The 16020-nt window shown below is 64.5% G+C and carries 15 protein-coding genes and 2 riboswitches; of the genes, 10 read left to right on the top strand and 5 right to left on the bottom strand.

Annotation, left to right across the window (positions count from 1 at the left end):
• Positions 1-47 precede the first annotated feature (47 nt).
• Positions 48-677 carry a phosphatase PAP2 family protein gene (locus GEV01_RS00395; protein WP_152800653.1) on the bottom strand — a complete coding sequence of 210 codons (630 nt, stop codon included), beginning with the start codon at positions 675-677 and terminating at the stop codon, positions 48-50.
• Between the two features lie 144 nt (positions 678-821).
• Between GEV01_RS00395 and GEV01_RS00390 the strand changes: the two genes are divergently transcribed.
• Entirely contained in the window at positions 822-1445 is a 624-nt protein-coding gene (locus GEV01_RS00390) for a glutathione S-transferase family protein (RefSeq protein WP_152800651.1), read from the top strand.
• Positions 1446-1466: 21 nt separating this feature from the next.
• Positions 1467-2123 carry a LysE family translocator gene (locus GEV01_RS00385; RefSeq protein ID WP_008449342.1) on the top strand — a complete coding sequence of 219 codons (657 nt, stop codon included), beginning with the start codon at positions 1467-1469 and terminating at the stop codon, positions 2121-2123.
• Between the two features lie 13 nt (positions 2124-2136).
• Here the strand turns inward: GEV01_RS00385 and GEV01_RS00380 are convergent, their stop codons facing one another.
• Positions 2137-4764, bottom strand: a complete 2628-nt coding sequence (locus tag GEV01_RS00380) for a DUF1631 family protein (RefSeq protein WP_152800649.1) — start codon at positions 4762-4764, stop codon at positions 2137-2139.
• A gap of 217 nt (positions 4765-4981) precedes the next feature.
• Between GEV01_RS00380 and GEV01_RS31380 the strand changes: the two genes are divergently transcribed.
• Together GEV01_RS31380 and GEV01_RS00370 are read left to right on the top strand one after the other, a co-directional pair.
• Positions 4982-6760 (top strand): methyl-accepting chemotaxis protein, encoded by a 1779-nt coding sequence (locus tag GEV01_RS31380; RefSeq protein WP_328595397.1) that lies wholly within the window; start codon positions 4982-4984, stop codon positions 6758-6760.
• Between the two features lie 158 nt (positions 6761-6918).
• Positions 6919-7122, top strand: a complete 204-nt coding sequence (locus GEV01_RS00370; RefSeq protein WP_152800647.1) for a hypothetical protein — start codon at positions 6919-6921, stop codon at positions 7120-7122.
• Between the two features lie 67 nt (positions 7123-7189).
• Here the strand turns inward: GEV01_RS00370 and GEV01_RS00365 are convergent, their stop codons facing one another.
• On the bottom strand, positions 7190-7750 hold the full coding sequence (locus GEV01_RS00365; protein WP_008449350.1) for an ATP-dependent Clp protease proteolytic subunit: 561 nt from the start codon (positions 7748-7750) through the stop codon (positions 7190-7192).
• A 143-nt stretch (positions 7751-7893) separates the two neighbouring features.
• A riboswitch (glycine riboswitch) is annotated at positions 7894-7991 on the top strand.
• A gap of 41 nt (positions 7992-8032) precedes the next feature.
• A riboswitch (glycine riboswitch) is annotated at positions 8033-8150 on the top strand.
• Between the two features lie 78 nt (positions 8151-8228).
• Between GEV01_RS00365 and gcvT the strand changes: the two genes are divergently transcribed.
• From gcvT to gcvP, 3 genes are all read left to right on the top strand, one after another.
• A complete protein-coding gene (gene gcvT / locus GEV01_RS00360) occupies positions 8229-9362 on the top strand; it encodes a glycine cleavage system aminomethyltransferase GcvT (RefSeq protein WP_152800645.1) in 1134 nt (377 codons plus the stop codon).
• Between the two features lie 36 nt (positions 9363-9398).
• Positions 9399-9779, top strand: coding sequence for a glycine cleavage system protein GcvH (gene gcvH, locus GEV01_RS00355; protein ID WP_070271636.1), 381 nt, complete (start codon positions 9399-9401; stop codon positions 9777-9779).
• Positions 9780-9880: 101 nt separating this feature from the next.
• Positions 9881-12775, top strand: coding sequence for an aminomethyl-transferring glycine dehydrogenase (gcvP, locus tag GEV01_RS00350; RefSeq protein WP_152800643.1), 2895 nt, complete (start codon positions 9881-9883; stop codon positions 12773-12775).
• 82 nt (positions 12776-12857) lie between these two features.
• Here gcvP and GEV01_RS00345 read toward each other — a convergent pair whose 3' ends face one another.
• The gene (locus GEV01_RS00345; protein ID WP_152800641.1) at positions 12858-13235 is read right to left on the bottom strand and encodes a hypothetical protein; all 378 of its coding nucleotides are present in this window, start codon (positions 13233-13235) and stop codon (positions 12858-12860) included.
• Between the two features lie 143 nt (positions 13236-13378).
• Here GEV01_RS00345 and GEV01_RS00340 point away from each other — a divergent pair, with 143 nt between their 5' ends.
• The 3 genes from GEV01_RS00340 to GEV01_RS00330 are packed head-to-tail and all read left to right on the top strand — an operon-like array spanning position 13379 to position 14375.
• A complete protein-coding gene (locus GEV01_RS00340; RefSeq protein WP_235914225.1) occupies positions 13379-13666 on the top strand; it encodes an ArsR/SmtB family transcription factor in 288 nt (95 codons plus the stop codon).
• A 29-nt stretch (positions 13667-13695) separates the two neighbouring features.
• The gene (locus tag GEV01_RS00335; RefSeq protein ID WP_084806023.1) at positions 13696-13932 is read left to right on the top strand and encodes a hypothetical protein; all 237 of its coding nucleotides are present in this window, start codon (positions 13696-13698) and stop codon (positions 13930-13932) included.
• A gap of 26 nt (positions 13933-13958) precedes the next feature.
• Positions 13959-14375 (top strand): hypothetical protein, encoded by a 417-nt coding sequence (locus GEV01_RS00330; RefSeq protein ID WP_152800637.1) that lies wholly within the window; start codon positions 13959-13961, stop codon positions 14373-14375.
• 5 nt (positions 14376-14380) lie between these two features.
• Here the strand turns inward: GEV01_RS00330 and GEV01_RS00325 are convergent, their stop codons facing one another.
• Entirely contained in the window at positions 14381-16012 is a 1632-nt protein-coding gene (locus GEV01_RS00325) for a methyl-accepting chemotaxis protein (protein ID WP_152800635.1), read from the bottom strand.
• Positions 16013-16020 lie beyond the last annotated feature (8 nt).

Here is a 16020-nt window from a genome sequence, read left to right as displayed (position 1 = left end):
TTTGCGCATCAAATCAGGCCGAAAACGCGTCATGGCGGAGCGTGCGCTTATCGTAGCGGGGATTTGGGTTCCCGCCAAATGGCGCGGGTGTATGGTTTGTCGTGGCCCGACAGGTAGAGCGCGGCCTGGGTGATCCACATTTCGGCCGGCACCGGCTCCACACGCGGCGCAATCAGCACGACGGGAATGCAGAACACCACCAGCAGGCGGCTCAGCGCCAGGTGGTGCTCGGTGCTGGCGTACCAGATGAACACGGCCGCCACAAGCAAACCCAGCAGGCAGCCCGTCACCGATTCCGACACCGAATGGGCCTGGACGTAGACGCGGGAAATGGAGATCAGCACGGCCAGCGCCGTCCCGGCGAGCACGCCGAACCAGCGCAGCGCCACGGACGACGAGCGGAACGCCAGGAAGAACGCGACCGGGAACACGGCGGCGGCGCGCATGGCATGGCCGCTGAAGCCGGCGAATTCCACCGATTCCACGCCGATGCCCCAGCCGACGAAAGCCATCTTGGTGGCCACCACCAGCGCCATGCCGACGCCGAACAGTGCGCACCAGGCGGCCGTCAGCCGCCAGGACTTGCCAGCCAGCAGCCAAACAGCGATGGCGATGCCTATCGGCCCGGTGACTGCCAGACTTCCCGTAATACTCAAACCGTGCCACCACATCATCATCTAAAAGCGCCCTATCGTTGTTTTTGCACCGCATCATTAAAACACATGCGGGCGCATTCTATCGAAAATTGCCATGCAACAACAGTGCGAGCAGGATTTCGCCATGGCCGACGCGTCCCGGCGGGCCGTGGCATACTGTTGCTCATGCTTACCATTCTTGGAAAATCCTCGTCCATCAACGTCCGCAAAGTGCTGTGGACTTGCGCCGAAATCGGCCTGGACTACCAGCTGGAACGGTACGGCAGCGGCTTCCTGCCGACCGCCACGCGCGACTTCCTGCGCATGAATCCCAACGGCATGGTGCCGGTCATCATCGACGACGGGCACAGCCTATGGGAATCGAACACCATCTGCCGCTACCTGGCGGGCAAGCATGGCCGCAGCGACCTGCTGCCGTCCGAGCCGATGGCGCGGGCGCAGGTGGAAAAGTGGATGGACTGGCAGGCGACCGAGTTGAACAACGCCTGGCGTTACGCCTTCATGGCCCTGGTCCGGAACAGTCCGGCACATGGCGATGCGGCTGCGCTGGCGGCCAGCGTGGTGGAATGGAACCGTCTGATGGCCATGCTGGACGCGCAGCTGGCGGCCGGCGGGCCTTACGTCTGCGGCGCGACGATGACCCTGGCAGATATCGTGCTCGGCTTGTCGGCGAACCGCTGGCGCGCGGTGCCGATGGCGCGGCCGGATCTTGCGGCCGTCGACGCCTGGTTTTCCCGTTTGAGCGAGCGCGAAGGTTTTCGCACCCATGGCTGTAACGGCCTGCCCTGACAATCTTTTTGGAGTTTAGCAATGACTGTATCGACCTGGCTGTTGTTCTTATCGGTGTCCCTGGCGGCGGCGTTCAGCCCGGGGCCGGGTGTGCTGATGGCGATCTCGACCGCGACCACCATGGGCGCGAAGCGGGCTTTCTACAGTTCGGCGGGCAATGCGCTGGGTGTGTTCATCGTGGCGACGACGGCGGTGGCCGGCCTGGGCCTGCTGTTGAAGACGTCGGCGCTGGCGTTCGGCGCGTTGAAGGTGGCCGGTGCAGCGTATCTGATTTACCTTGGCATCAAGGCCTGGCGCAGCGCGGGCCTGGTGACGGCAACGGCCGAAGCGGCAGCAACGGCTGAAGCGGCGCCAGGCGCAGTTGAGGCCAGCCGCTTCGCCACCTTCCGCAGCGGCCTGCTGGTGGCGGTGTCCAATCCGAAGGCGATCCTGTTCTTCACCGCCGTGTTCCCGCAATTCATGCCGCCGGACCATGTGGACCCGGTGCGCTTCCTGCTGCTGACTTCGACGTTCACCAGCTGCACCTTGCTGTCGCACTTCTTCTACGTGGCGTGCGCGTCGTGGCTGAAGCGCAGCGTCAAGCAGAGCATCGCCCGCACCCGCCTGGCCAAACGCACCACCGGCGTGATCTTCGTCGGCATGGGCGGCGCGCTGCTGACGTTGACGAACTCGAAGTAACTGTAACGAAGGTCTAGCCGAACGCCGAGGCTGGCGGGTCGATGGAGGCGTCGTTGTCGGCGTTGCGGGCCAGGGCTTGCGACAGGGCGACGGCGACCACGCCCTCGCTGCGCACCACTTGCACGCTCTGCTCGCGGAAGCGCTGCGCCAGCTGCTCGCCGGACATCGAAAACGCTTCCTGCCGCGCCGCCGTCGAGAAGATGTACAGCGTGCGTAGCGGACTGATCCAGGCCAGCTTGACCTTGCGGCTGCTACCATCCTCCTGTTCGAATTCCAGCCACATGCCGCGCGTCAGACTGTCGACTTCGATGGCGGCTTCTTCCTCTTCCGGATCCACCTGCTGCAACGCGCGCGCTTCGGCTTCCGCCTGGGCGGCGGCTTCGGCTTTGGCTTGCAGCTCAAGGCGCCGTTCGGCGGCCTGCTGCGCCACCTGCATCGATATCTCCAGCTGACGCTCCGGCGACATCTCCAGCGGCGCACGCACGATGGACGCATGGCACTCGGCCAGCTCGGCAAAGAATTGCAGACGGTCGGCATCCTGCCACTTGATGATGTCCAGCCATTTGTTCAACGTACTCAGCAGCACCGGCAGCTTGGCGATCAGCTGCTTGCGGTCATCGGCGTTGAGCTTGGGGCGTACGCTCCAGATCAGGTCGTCCATGGTCTTGGTGGCGTTGTTGACGGCGCCAGGCTTGTCGTCCTCGATGCTGTAGGCGATGGTCAGCACGGACACCCAGCGCTGTTCGAGGAAGGCTTCAACCACGGCAATCACTTCGCCGGTGCCGATGCGCAGGGCGACGGCGTTCCTGGCCAGCTTGCCCGACTCGGCCATCTTCTCCTGCTTCAGCGCGGCGGCGACCGGTTCGGCGATGGCGGCAGCGGCAGCGCGCTCTTCGGCCTGGATCGATGCTTCCAGTTCGTTGACCGCTTCGGTGAACACCGACAGCTCGTGATCGTAGTCGCGGCCGACGCGGTCGACGCTGCGCTGCATGGCCTGGAACAGCGGATCTTCCGGACCCTTGCGCTGCTCCCAACCCATGCGCGACAGCAGGTCGATCAGGCGGCGCGCGGGATGGGCTTCCTGGAAGAAGAAGTTTTTATCGACCAGCGCGGCCTTCAAGACCGGGATTTGCAGGAAGCGGATCAGGTCGCGGATTTCCTGCGAGATGTTCTGGTCGCGGAAGACGGTGTCGAAGATCGCCGACAGCAGGTCGATGGTGCTCTCGTCGGTGCGCGACAGGCTGCCCTGCGGCATGCTGGCTTTGATGTTCGGCAGGTAGAAGACATTGCCGCCAGCCGCGCCTGCCGTTGCGGGCGCAGCAGCGCCATCGGCGGCATGTGCGGACGGCAGCGATGCACCGCCAACGTCGGCCACCGCGCCGAGCGTGCCGATGGATTCGTAAGGCACGGCTTTTTGCAACTGCGCCAGATACGCCAACAGCGGCTGCTTGGCGCCGATCTGCGACAGGCGCTGGGCGTCCTCGTTGCTCATGGCGCCGGACACAAAGCCTTGCGCCGGTCCCTGCACCCACACGCCGCCAGCCCCCTGCCCCGGCACGGCAGGCATGAATCCACCTGCGGCGACGGCCGGTACGCCAGCTGCGCCAGCGGCAAAACCGGCGGCCATCAACACACCTGTGCCAGACGGTCCAACGGCGTGCGAACCGGCGTGCGACACGACACCATGCGGGACCGCGCCCGAAGCCGGGGCAGCCCCCGCGCCGCCCTGCTCGCCAGCCTTCGGCACCCACACCGCACCGGAATTCAACGCCGACATCGGCAAATCTGGAATACTCAAATCCACGCCCTGCAACAGGCCGCCTGCGATGTTGTCGACGATCTCGCCGGCAGCCGAACCCTCGACATCGCTGGACGCGAAGAACTGCCGCAACTGCTGCGCCAGCGCCGCCTGGTTGCCGCGCACGCGCGACGGCGCCGCAGCCTTGGGCTTGTCCGTCTTGCGGCTCTGGTAGCCGTCCACCGAGCCCGGCAACACACCCTTGCTCTGCAAGGCCAGGTTCAAGGCATCGAGCATCGGCCCCAGTTCGATGAACATGCCCGGCTTGATCAAAGGCTGCAACAACGGCGCGGCATCAGCCGCGGTGTCGAACTCAACCCAAGCCTGCTGCAAAGCCACCAAAAACACTTCGGGACGGAATGGATTCTGGCTGACACGCAAGATGTCGCGATCCAGCAGGAAAGCCAGGCGCACGTTCAACGTTTGCAGCTGATCGGAATACAGGCTCTCGAACGGTTTGCTGACGCCGCCAAGCGCGACCTTGTTATCCATTTCCTCGAACGGCACCAGCGACAGCGGCTGTTCGCTCACGCGCGGCGTGCCCTTGACCGCCGGCGACAGCTCGGCGATCTCGCGCCGCAGCGCCTTCTCCAGCGTGCTGGAAGCCAGGTGCAGGAAGGCGAAGTTGCGATTGCGCAGTTGATTGCCGGCGCGTATGCGCTGCTGCATGGTGCGCGGGTCGCCACCGGTGGCGTCGATCAGCGCGCCGGCCAGTTTGTTGGCCAGGTCGAGATACTGGTCGCCCGCATGCTTGGTGGCGATGCCGATCAATTCTTCCAACAAGGCATGCCGCGGCGAGACCGGCTTTTTCGGCGCTGCGGACGTTGTGGAAGTTGCAACCATGGTGTTACCTGCTGTGATAAGAGAGTCTGTTTACGCCATTCTTGCACATTCTTTCCACAAGGCAATACCGTAAAGGAAAGACTGTGCAATATTTCGCGTATTTTTCTGTTTTCCCACAACTTTTATGGCATGAAACCCAGCATTGACGGGGCGCAAAGGACAAGGTTGAGGTTTCCCTAACATAACAAATTCCTACCGCCGCCGCCGAGAATCCGCCATGAAATTCCTGCATAACCTGGAAACTTCCAGCAAGCTGCTGGCCGCCTTCGCCACCCTGCTCGGCCTGACTGCGCTGATGGGTCTGAGCGCCCTGGTCCGCATGGGCCATATCGACGACGCATCTGGGGAATTGTCCGACAAATGGCTGCCTCAGACCATAGCAGTGCTGTCGCTGCGCAACGATTTGCAGGAAGTGCGCAAGCTGGAACACGTGGTCCTGGGCGACAAGGACAGCATCGTCGACGCTGACCGCAAGCTCGGCGCGGCCTTCGCGGCCTTGCGCAGCAATGCCGGCCAGCTGACACGCCTGCTGGCCGGCACACCCGACCAGCCCCAGGCCGCCGAACTACTGCGCCTGGCCGGCGACTACGCCACCGAGCACGACCGCATGATCGCCCTGGCCGCCGGCGGCAAGAATGACGAGGCCAAGGCCCTGTTGAAAGGCCGCTCGCAACAGGCGCTGGACGCGCTGAACGGCCAGATCGGCAAGCTGCTGGCGGCCCAACTGGCCGGCGGCAAGCAAGCGGCGCGCACGGGCGACGAACTTTACGACGGCGCCCGCCTGATCACGCTGACCACGCTGGGCGCGGCGGTCTTTGGCGGCGCACTGCTGGCGCTATGGCTGGCCCGCTCGATCTCGGCGCCCCTGCAGCGGGCGACGCTGGCGGCGCAACGCATCGCCAGCGGCGACCTCGGCACCCGCATCGGCGAAACCAGCGCCAACGAGACCGGCAGGCTGCTGCAAGCGATGCAGCACATGAACGACAGCCTGCTGGGCATGATCGGCCAGGTACGGCAAGGCGCCCGCGCCATCGACGGCGCCGCGCGCGAGATCGCCGAGGGCAACCTGAATTTGTCGACCCGCACCGAGCAGCAAGCCGCGTCACTGGAGGAAACTGCCTCGTCGATGGAGCAGTTGACGGCCACCGTCAAGCAAAACGCCGAGCACGCGATGCAGGCCAATCAGCTGGCGCTGTCGGCGTCCGCCGTGGCGCTGCGCGGCGGCGCCGACGTCGAGCAGGTGGTGGGCACGATGGCGTCCATCAACGACAGCTCGAAGAAGATCGCCGAGATCATCGGCGTAATCGACGGCATCGCTTTCCAGACCAACATCCTCGCGCTGAATGCAGCGGTGGAGGCGGCGCGCGCGGGCGAACAGGGCCGGGGCTTCGCGGTGGTGGCGTCGGAGGTCCGCAACCTGGCCCATCGCAGCGCGGCGGCCGCCCGCGAGATCAAGGAGCTGATCGCCGATTCGGTCGACAAGGTGGCGCGCGGCACGCAACTGGCCGACCAGGCGCGCAATACGATGGACGAGGTGGTGGGCAGCGTCAAGCGCGTTACCGGCCTGATCGGCGAGATCGCCGACGCCAGCGCCGAGCAGACCGCAGGGCTGGAGCAGGTCAACCAGGCGGTGGCGGAGATGGACCAGGCCACCCAGCAGAACGCGGCCCTGGTCGAACAGGCGGCCGCCGCGACGGCCGCGATGCAGGAAGAGACGGCCAGACTGAACGAAGCGGTCGGCGTATTTTCCGGCGACGGCGATGCGGCGGCGCCGACGCCGGCTCTCGCTCTGCCCATGCCCCTCAGTGCCGAGCTCGCCGCGCCGGCAACACACATGACGCACGCGGGCGGCAGTGCTGCCGCCGGACGGCGCGCGGCCGCCCCGGCGCGGCCGCAGCGGACGTTGCCCCCGGCGCAGGCACCAGCACGACGCAAGGCTGCGCCCGCCATGCGTCCGGCTCCAAGCGGCAAGGAAGTCGAGTGGGAAGAGTTCTGAGGGGAGCAGCAAGGCATGCTCCTACATGCCACCTAGACGAATTCCGATAGCGATCAGGGGATCGAACACGCATCATTGCGATACCAAAAACGCGACGGAATGCAAGTACCGGCGCGGTTCTGGCGAGCACGTTCTTTCACTTTCGCAAAGGAATAGACATGAACTCGAATCAAAAAGGTAGTGGCAGCAAGCAGGGCCAGAGCCCCGGCAGCAGCAAGCAGTCGGGCGACAAGGGTTCGTCCGGCGCTTCGCGCGGCAGCAGCAGCGGCACGCAGGGCGGCACCCATGAGCAGCATGTGGAAGCCGGCCGTCAAAGCCACAAAAACGACGGCAACAAGCAGTCCGGCAACAAGGACCGCTAGATAGGCAAGCGCGGTCCCTGCGGTGCCATCCTCCGGCGCCGCAGCGCCGCGGCGCCAGGTTCCGACGTCAGATATTGGCCACCCGCTGTCCGCGCGGCGGCACGAAATCCTTCACCGCATCGACCATCCCCACTTTCAAGCCTTCGGCCGCCGTCAGGTGCAGGTCCGAGTACTCGTGCGTGCGCCAGTGCTCGTCGGTGAACTGCACGTGATCGCGCAGGATCTGTTCGGTGCGGGCGTCGTCGGCCTGCAAGCCTTCGACGATGATGCGCAGCGCGTCGGGGCGGGCGCCGTGCGGCGCGCTCGCGTGCGATTTGTGCACCATGAAGCGTGCGGTGTCGCTGGCGTAGCGCTCGGCCCCGGCCAGGAACAGGATCACTGCGATCGAGGCCACCGCGCCGGCGTTGTAGGTAACGATCTTGATCGGCAGCTTGCTCAGGTAGTTGTACAGGCAAATGCCGTCGCTGACGTAGCCGCCGTTCGACTGGATCAGGATGTGCGCGGTGGTGATGCGGTCCTCCGTCATGTCGGCCACGGCGTCAAAGACGCGGCGGACCATGTCGCTGTTGACATCGCCGGACAGGGTGAACCACGCGTGGCCCTCGTAAGTAGTGGAATCTTGGCTCATAACTGGGCTCTCGAATAAGTATGATTTATTCTAGCAAATAGTTGTTTTTCAAGCCTTATTATTGCATTTCATTCGTGCGCGGGGGCGATGCCCCTGAAAACAGGCTTCAGATTGACAATAAGGTGCTTCTGACATATATTCCCGAGTCTTGATCGGGAGAGGGTTGCGAGCGAATTCGCCAGCGCAGCCGCCGAAGGGGCACTACCCAAAAACTCTCAGGCAAAAGGACCGATCAAGGGACCAGCGCGGCCGTCGTATTGTTCAATGCGACGGGATGCCAACTGGACCAACTCTGGAGAGCGGTCGCGGCGCAAGCCGGCGGCCCACCGAAGGGGCGCACGGGAACCAGGAGCCAGCCTCCTCCCGTAATCTCTCAGGTACCAAGGACAGAGGGGTCTGCGATCATTGTGGAATCAGCTTTTGTTTAGCGTTTCCTTGTATGTTCTGTTAACCCCTATTCGATTTGGACCGAGGAATTATGACGCTCAAAGCCACCCCACTCAATAATGCCCACCGCGCCGCCGGCGCCAAGATGGTCGACTTCGGCGGTTGGGACATGCCGGTCAACTACGGCTCCCAGATCGAAGAACACAACGCCGTGCGCACCGACGTCGGCATGTTCGACGTCGCCCACATGTGCGTGGTCGACATCAAGGGCGACAACGTGCGCGGCTTCCTGCGCGGCCTGCTGGCCAACAACGTCGACAAGCTGCAGGTATCGGGCAAGGCCCTGTACTCGTGCATGCTGAACCCGCAAGGCTTCGTCATCGACGACCTGATCGTCTACTTCATCAACGAGAGCTGGTTCCGCCTGGTCGTCAACGCCGGCACCGCCGAAAAAGACGTGGCCTGGATGCAGCAGCAGAACACCGCCACCAACGCCGGCCTGACCATCACCCAGCGCCGCGACGGCGACACCGCAGAAGGCGCCCCGATGGCGCTGATCGCCGTGCAAGGCCCGAACGCCCGCGCCAAGGTGTGGGAAGTCATCCCTGAATCGAAAGAAGGCACGGCCGACATGAAGCCGTTCAACGTCGCCTTCGCGCAAAGCCCAACCTTCGGCGAGGCGATGATCGCCCGCACCGGCTATACCGGCGAAGACGGCTTTGAAATCGGCGTCGCCGCCGCACAGGCCGAGAACCTGTGGAACGCGCTGGTCGCCGCCGGCGTCAAGCCGGCCGGCCTGGGCGCGCGCGACACGCTGCGCCTGGAAGCCGGCATGAACCTGTACGGCCAGGACATGGACGAGACCGTCAACCCGCTGGACGCCGGTCTGGCCTGGACCATCGACCTGGTGTCCGAGCGCGACTTCATCGGCAAATCGGCGCTGCAAGCGATGGGCCAGAACGCCCAGTTCGTGGGCCTGATCCTGCGCGAAAAAGGCGGCGTGCTGCGCGCCCACCAGAAGGTGGTCGTAGCGGGCACCGACGCCACCGGCGAGATCACCAGCGGCACCTTCAGCCCGTCGATGCAGCAGGCGATCGCGCTGGCCCGCGTGCCGAACGGCGTGGCCGTCGGCGACACCGTGCACGTCGAGATCCGCGACAAGAAACTGGCCGCGTCGGTGGTCAAGCTGCCGTTCGTGCGCAACGGTAAAATCCTGGCTGTTTAATTTTCGTATCACCTAACTACCCTTCTGGAGCCTTACATGAACATTCCTGCCGACCTGAAGTACACCGAATCCCACGAATGGGTACGCGCTGAAGCTGACGGCACCGTCACCGTCGGCATCACCGAGTTCGCACAGGATGCGCTGGGCGATATCGTCTTCGTCGAACTGCCGAAAGTGGGCGCAACCTTCGGCGCCGGCGACGACGCCGCCGTGGTGGAATCGGTCAAGGCAGCCAGCGACATCTACGCGCCGATCGCCGGCGAAGTAGTCGCCGTCAACGACGACGTGGTCAACGCGCCTGAATCGATCAACGCCGACGCTTACGCCAACTGGCTGTTCAAGATCAAGCCGGCCGACGCCGCCGCGATCAACGGCCTGCTGGACGCCGCCGCTTACGGCAAGACCACCGAAGCGTAATTCCGCGAGAGGGCCAGCAGCACGCTGGCCCTTTGCTTTTTTGCCCATCTTTGCCTGCGCCCCGCGCCGGCAATCCGCATCCTTTTTGGCCCTGACAAATCATGACCCGCACCAGCCTGACCCAACTCGAAGCCCGCGACGCCTTCATCGCCCGCCACATCGGCCCTGACGCCGCAGAACAGGAAGCCATGCTGTCGGTACTCGGCTACGCCTCGCGCGCAGCCCTGATCGACGCACTGGTCCCATCCAATATCCGCAACAAAGGTGCACTGCCGCTGGGCGCGTACTCGCAGCCGATGCCGGAACAGGAAGCGCTGTCCAAGCTGAAGAAGATCGCCTCGAAGAACAAGGTGCTCAAGTCGCTGATCGGCCAGGGCTACTACAACACCGTCACGCCTGGCGTGGTGCTGCGTAACATCTTCGAAAACCCGGCCTGGTACACCGCCTACACCCCGTACCAGCCGGAGATCTCGCAAGGCCGCCTGGAAGCGATCCTGAACTTCCAGCAAACCATCACCGACCTGACCGGCATGGGCATCGCCAACGCGTCGATGCTGGACGAAGGCACCGCCGCCGCTGAAGCCATGACGCTGATCCAGCGCGTGGGCAAATCGAAATCGCTGACCTTCTACGTGGCCGACGACGTGCTGCCGCAAACCCGCGAAGTGGTCGAAACCCGCGCCAAGCCGCTGGGCATCGAAGTGAAGACCTTCCACCCGGCCGAACTGTCCGCCGTCGGCGACTGCTTCGGCGTGCTGCTGCAGTACCCAGGCGTGAACGGCGTGGTGCGCGACTACAAGGCCGGCGTTGAAGCGGTCAAGGCCAAGGGCGCGATGGTTGTCGTCGCCGCCGACCTGCTGGCGCTGACCATGCTGACGCCTCCGGGCGAATGGGGCGCGGACGTCGTCGTCGGTAACAGCCAGCGCTTCGGCGTACCGCTGGGCTTCGGCGGCCCGCACGCAGGCTACCTGTCGACCCGCGACGAATTCAAACGCAGCATGTCCGGCCGCCTGGTCGGCGTCACCATCGACGCACAAGGCAACAAGGCTTACCGTCTGGCGCTGCAAACCCGCGAGCAGCACATCCGCCGCGAAAAAGCCACCTCCAACATCTGCACCGCGCAGGTGCTGCTGGCGGTGATGGCGTCGATGTACGCCGTCTACCACGGCCCGAAAGGCCTGCTGCAAATCGCCCAGCGCGTGCACCGCTACACCGGCGTGCTGGCCGCTAACCTGAAGACGCTGGGCTACACCGTCACCAACGACACCTTCTTCGACACCCTGACCGTGGCCGTCAAGAACGCCGAGCAGCTGCATGCATCGGCCCACTCGCACGGCGTCAACCTGCGCGTGATCGACGCCACCCACGTCGGCGTATCGCTGGACGAAACCACCAGCCGCGAAGACATCGCGCTGCTGTGGACCGTGTTCGCCCACCCTGTCGGCGGCCCGGCCCACGGCCCGGACTTCGACGGCGTGGAAGCTGCCGTTGCACAGGCCTTCCCTGCTGCGCTGTCGCGCACCAGCGAGTACCTGAGCCACCCGGTCTTCAACCGCTACCACTCCGAAACCGAAATGCTGCGCTACCTGCGCAGCCTGGCGGACAAGGATCTGGCGCTGGACCGCACCATGATCCCGCTGGGTTCGTGCACCATGAAGCTGAACGCGACCTCGGAAATGATCCCGGTCACGTGGCCTGAGTTCTCCAACATCCACCCGTTCGCGCCGGACGCGCAGACCGTGGGCTACCGCGAAATGATCTCGCAGCTGGAAGAGATGCTGTGCGCGCTGACCGGCTACGCCGCCGTGTCGCTGCAGCCTAACGCCGGTTCGCAGGGCGAGTACGCAGGCCTGCTGGTGATCCAGGCTTACCACCAGTCGCGCGGCGAAGGCCATCGCAACATCTGCCTGATTCCATCGTCGGCGCACGGCACCAACCCGGCATCGGCCAACATGGTCGGCATGCAGGTGGTCGTCACCGCTTGCGACGCCAGCGGCAACGTCGACCTGGCCGACCTGAAAGCCAAGGCTGAACTGCACTCGAAGAACCTGGCCTGCGTGATGGTGACTTACCCATCGACCCACGGCGTGTTCGAAGAAGGCATCCAGGAACTGTGCGAAATCGTCCACGGCCACGGCGGCCAGGTCTACATCGACGGCGCCAACATGAACGCGCTGGTCGGCGTTGCGGCGCCGGGTTCGTTCGGCGGCGACGTCTCGCACCTGAACCTGCACAAGACCTTCTGCATTCCTCACGGTGGTGGCGGCCCAGGCGTCGGTCCTATCGGCGTCGGCGCGCACCTGGCGAAGTTCCTGCCTAACCAGCGTTCGAACGGCTACATCCGCGACAACGCCGGCATCGGTTCGGTCAGCGCCGCGCCGTACGGTTCGGCCAGCATCCTGCCGATTTCGTGGATGTACATCGCGATGATGGGCGCGGAAGGCCTGACCGCCGCGACCGAAACCGCGATCCTGAACGCCAACTACATCGCGCGCCGCCTGTCGCCGCACTTCCCTGTGCTGTACTCGGGCCACGACGGCCTGGTGGCGCACGAGTGCATCATCGACCTGCGTCCGCTGCAGGATGCCACCGGCATCAGCAACGAAGACGTGGCCAAGCGCTTGATGGACTTCGGCTTCCACGCGCCGACCATGAGCTTCCCGGTTCCGGGCACGCTGATGATCGAGCCGACCGAAAGCGAATCGAAAGTCGAGATGGACCGCTTCATCGATGCGATGATCGCCATCCGCGGCGAGATCGCCAAGGTTGAAAGCGGCGAGTTCGACAAGCTGGACAACCCGCTGAAATTCGCGCCGCACACCGCCGAGGTGCTGACCGCCGACAAGTGGGAGCGCAAGTACAGCCGCGAAGTGGCGGCCTACCCTGTGCCGTCGCTGCGCAAGCAGAAGTACTGGCCGCCGGTCGGCCGCGCCGACAACGTCTACGGCGACCGTAACCTGTTCTGCGGCTGCGCGCCGATGAGCGACTACGAGTAAGCGTGTAAGTAACTGAGGGACGCGCGGTTCGCCGCGCTGTCTGAAGAACGCAGGCGAACCATCCGGTTCGGCCTGCGTTTTTTTATGCCTGCGCCGCGCGCGCCAGTGCGATGCCGCCGATGATGAGCAGCGCCAGCCAGGATATGTGTCGCCCACGCGTGAACACCAGCGGCAGCACGCCGGCAACGATCAGCGTCCAGCCCAGCGTTTGCGCGGCGCTCGTCGCGGTCAGGCAATCCTGCGCCAGTTGAATCAGCAGCGCGGCGAAGCCCCACAGCACGACGGTGGTTTCGTGCCACACAAAGCGCAGCGTGCCGATGGTGAAACTGGTACCGCCCAGCACCTGAGGCAGATTATCGCGCCGGAACAGACGGATCAGGATATAGCGCTCACCGAGGATGGAGTGAGCCAGGCCGAGGGCGACGGCAAGCGAGGCGGCAAAATAAAGCAGCAGTGTCATGGGAATCCGGTCAGGTCGGTTCGACCGGTTCATTCTAGCCGATTTGGCAACTTGAATTTATGTTTGACTTCATTTCATATGTCAGATATTCTTTACACATGAAATCGAAAACGCCTACTCCCAGCGGAGATCAATTGTTGAGCATGCTTGCGGCGCTGTCCAACCCGCACCGTCTGCGCATCGTTGCGATGCTGAAGTCTGGTGGGCGCAATTATGTCAGCCAGTTGGCGCGCGAACTGGGCATCAGCCGGCCCTTGCTGCATCTGCACTTGCAGAAGCTGGAGGACGCCGGCCTGGTCGTCAGCCAGATGGAGCTGTCGCAGGACGGCAAGGCGCTGAACTATTTTGACGTGAGCAATTTCGACTTCGAACTGACTCCGGCCCTGATCGCCGAGGCGGTCAAGTCGCTGTCCAACAACCCTGAACAATAGAGGCAATTATGGCTGAGCATGTATATCTTTTGACGATCTGCCTCCCCCTGCTGGCGATCGTGATCATCGCGGCGATGCGGCATTTCTCCGCGATCCAGCAGGCCAAGCTGCGCTTCGCCCACGAGGAAGCGTATCGCGTGATTGCCGAGAAGGCTGTCGCCGCGCATACCGAGGCCGCTGCCTCGCTGGCGTCCATGGATGCCACTTTGTCGGAGTTGAAATCGCGCGTCACGGCGATCGAAAAGATTTTGAAAGAAGTCGAGTAATCCCCTACCACCACCTGGAGCCACAAATGAACGAAGTTTCGTTGGTACGTCTGTATATGCTGAGAGCCGTGTATCTGATTATCGCTGTGGGTCTGGGCCTGGTCATCTGGCCTGGCGTGCTCCATCACGACAAGCCATGGAGCCTGATGGGCGGCGTGGTCAATTGCATGCTGGCGGCGTTTGGCGCACTGTGCGCGCTGGGCGTGCGCTATCCTTTGCAGATGCTGCCGGTGCTGTTGTGGGAACTGTCGTGGAAGATCATCTGGACGCTGGTCGTCGTCCTGCCCGCATGGCGCTCCGGCACGCTGGACGCCGGCACGATGGAAATATTCGTGCAATGCCTGGCAGTGATCATCATCCCGATCGCCATGCCCTGGGGCTACGTCGCCAAGAAATACCTGCGCCAATCCGGCGACCGCTGGTCGAGCGCACAGAAAGCCTGATCAGTTCAATTGCGCACCGACGCCAGCCGCAGGCGCACCACGCGTGGGGTGCCTGCGGGCAGTTTGGGCGGCGGTGGTTCCATGCCCTCGTCCAGTTTAAACATCGCCACCGCCTCCGACAAGTTGACCGCCTGCCGCTGCAAGCTCGACGCCGCGCTGGCGGCCTGTTCGACCAGCGCCAGCTTCTGCTGCGTCACCTGATCCATCTCGACGATGGCCTGATGCATGCCCTGCAAGCCCTGCGCCTGCTCCGCGCTGGCCGCGCTGACCTGGCCGATGATGTCCCCCACCTGCTGCACCGACGCCACGATCTCCGCCATGCTGCTGCCGGCCTCCTCCACCGAACGGCTGCCGCCCTCGATCTCCGCCACCGACTCCGCGATCAAGGCCTTGATCTCCTGCGCCGCCACGGCCGAGCGCTGCGCCAGGTTGCGCACCTCGTCCGCCACTTGCGCGAAGCCTTCGCCATGCTCGCCCGCGCGCGCCGCCTCCACCGCCGCGTTCAAGGCCAGCAGATTGGCCTGGAAGGCGATGCCGTCGATCACGCCGACGATCTCCACCACCTTGCGCGAGCTGCCGCGTATCGCCGCCATCGTCACCACCAGCCGCTGCACCACGCTGCCGCCGCGCACCGCGAAGTTGGTGGCGCAGCGCGCCAGCTGGTTGGCCAGCTGCGCGTTGTTGGCCGTCTTGGTGACGGTGGCGCTCAGCTCCTGCATCGAGCTGCTGGCCTCCTCCAGCGTGGTGGCCTGCGCCTCGGTGCGCTGGGTCAGGTCGACATTGCCCAGCGCGATCTCGCGCGACGCCGTGTCGATCGACTGCGCCGACGCCAGTATCGTCTTCAGCGTGGTGTTGAGATTGCGGATGCTGGTGTCCAGCGCGCGCGCCGTCTCGGCGATTTCATCCTTGCCGTAGACGCGGTTCTTCACGGTCAGGTTGCCCTCGGCCAGATCGAGGGCGGCCGCGCCGATCTCGCCGACCTCCTTCAACAGCGCCCGCCGCACCGCCATCGTCACCAGCAGCGACAGCGTGATCGACAGCACCACCACCGACGGCATCACCGTCGACAAGGTCTTGAACTCGGCCTCCGCGTCGCTGTAGGCGCGCGCGCTGAGCGACTGCTCCAGCCGCGACAACTCCTCCAGGCGCTTCGCCACCACGTCGAAGCCCCGCTCGGCCTTGGACATGGCGTTGGTCGCCATCGACTGGTCGGCCATGCTCAACTCGATGACATCGGCAGTCGCCTTCACGTACAGGGCGTACGCCGCCTGCGACTGGGCGACGAAACGGCGCTCGGCCGGGTCGTTCTGGGTCGCCATCTCCAGCTGCGCGAACTGGCGGTCCAGTGCGGCGTGGCGGGCGTGGATGTCGCGCACCAGCGCATCGATGCGCGACGGCGAGAAGCTGGCGTTGATCCAGGTGAGCAGCTGGTAGATTTCGGTGTGCGCGCGGTTGGCGCCGGCCACCAGGTCGGCCGCCGCCTTGAGCCGCACGGCGCGCTGCTGCACCATGTCTTCCAGGCGGTGGTGCTGCCGCACCAGCCCGGCGAAGGCGCCTGCCGACAGTGTGATCAGCAGGATCAGCACCACGCCCGGCGCCAGCAGCAGCTTGGGGCCTATTCGCAGTTTGCTGAGCATGTTCACGG

Origin of the sequence: Rugamonas rivuli (genome assembly GCF_009380165.1) — a bacterium.
GTDB classification, from domain to species: Bacteria; Pseudomonadota; Gammaproteobacteria; order Burkholderiales; family Burkholderiaceae_D; genus Rugamonas; species Rugamonas rivuli.
Note: the sequence above shows the minus strand (reverse complement) of the source record. Positions and strands in the feature narration are given on the sequence as shown.